Genomic DNA, 1,161 nt, shown 5'->3' with positions numbered 1-1,161 from the left:
GATGGCGTGAGCGGAGGATGGAAGGAACAATGGCGGCATGAAGCAGCAAGACCTTGGCCTGAATCTGAGTACGCGGCGCACGCGCAAAGCGGTGTTTCTGGACGAGATGAATCTGGTGGTTCCGTGGACCGACTTGCTGTCGCTGATTGAGCCGCATGCACCACGGGCCAAGACTGGACGCCCGCCTTTTGAACTGGTGACCATGCTGCGCATTCACTTCCTTCAACAATGGTTTGGGTTGAGCGACCTGGCGATGGAAGAGGCCTTGTTCGAGACGACGCTGTATCGCGAGTTTGCTGGGCTCTCCAGTGTCGAACGCATCCCCGACCGGGTCAGCATCCTGCGCTTTCGCCATCTGCTCGAAGAGCACCAGTTGGCGCCCCAGATGCTGGCCGTGGTCAACGCCACGCTGGCCGACAAAGGCTTGATGCTCAAGCAGGGCACGGTGGTGGACGCCACCTTGATAGCCGCGTCCAGTTCGACCAAGAACCAGGGCGGCGAGCGTGACCCCGAGATGCATCAGACCAAGAAGGGCAATCAGTGGCATTTCGGCATGAAGTGCCATATCGGCGTGGATGCCGATTCCGGGTTGGTGCACACCGTGGTCGGCACAGCGGCCAACGTCAATGATGTGACGCAGGCCAGCGCGTTGGTCCACGGCGAAGAAGCAGACGTGTTCGCCGATGCGGGCTATCAGGGTGTGGCCAAGCGAGAAGAGGTTCAAGGCATCCGAGTCAACTGGCACGTGGCCATGCGCCCCGGCAAACGCCGAGCGCTGAACAAGGACAACCCCATGGGCGCGGTGCTCGACCAGCTTGAGCACGTCAAGGCCAGCATCCGCGCCAAGGTGGAACATCCGTTCCGGGTCATCAAGCGCCAATTCGGGCACGTGAAAGTTCGCTATCGCGGACTGGCCAAGAACACAGCGCAGTTGCATACGCTGTTTGCGCTCTCCAATCTGTGGATGGCGCGGCGCCGACTCTTGCAGGGCGCGCAGGCATGAGTGCGTCTGCAAACGGCCAGGTGGCCGCCACGAGGGCGAAAGTGGGCGGGGAAAACGCAGAAGCTGCGTCAGATTCACTGCTTCAGAGTCACCCTGTTTCATGTCGCGGCAAGCAGGTCGCTATCGGCCGGCGCCAAACTTGTTTTGAACACCATCCC

The 1,161-nt window shown here is 60.9% G+C and carries 1 protein-coding gene; it reads left to right on the top strand.

Features of this window, described 5'->3' with window-relative positions; all coding sequences use genetic code 11:
* The first annotated feature begins 37 nt into the window (after window positions 1–37).
* Window positions 38–1,003 (top strand): IS5 family transposase, encoded by a 966-nt coding sequence (locus HFL01S_RS24430; RefSeq protein WP_066263949.1) that lies wholly within the window; start codon window positions 38–40, stop codon window positions 1,001–1,003.
* Window positions 1,004–1,161: the final 158 nt, after the last annotated feature.

It is taken from the genome of Hydrogenophaga flava NBRC 102514 (assembly GCF_001571145.1).
Classification (GTDB): domain Bacteria; phylum Pseudomonadota; class Gammaproteobacteria; order Burkholderiales; family Burkholderiaceae_C; genus Hydrogenophaga; species Hydrogenophaga flava.
This window is presented reverse-complemented; position numbering and strand designations above follow the sequence as displayed.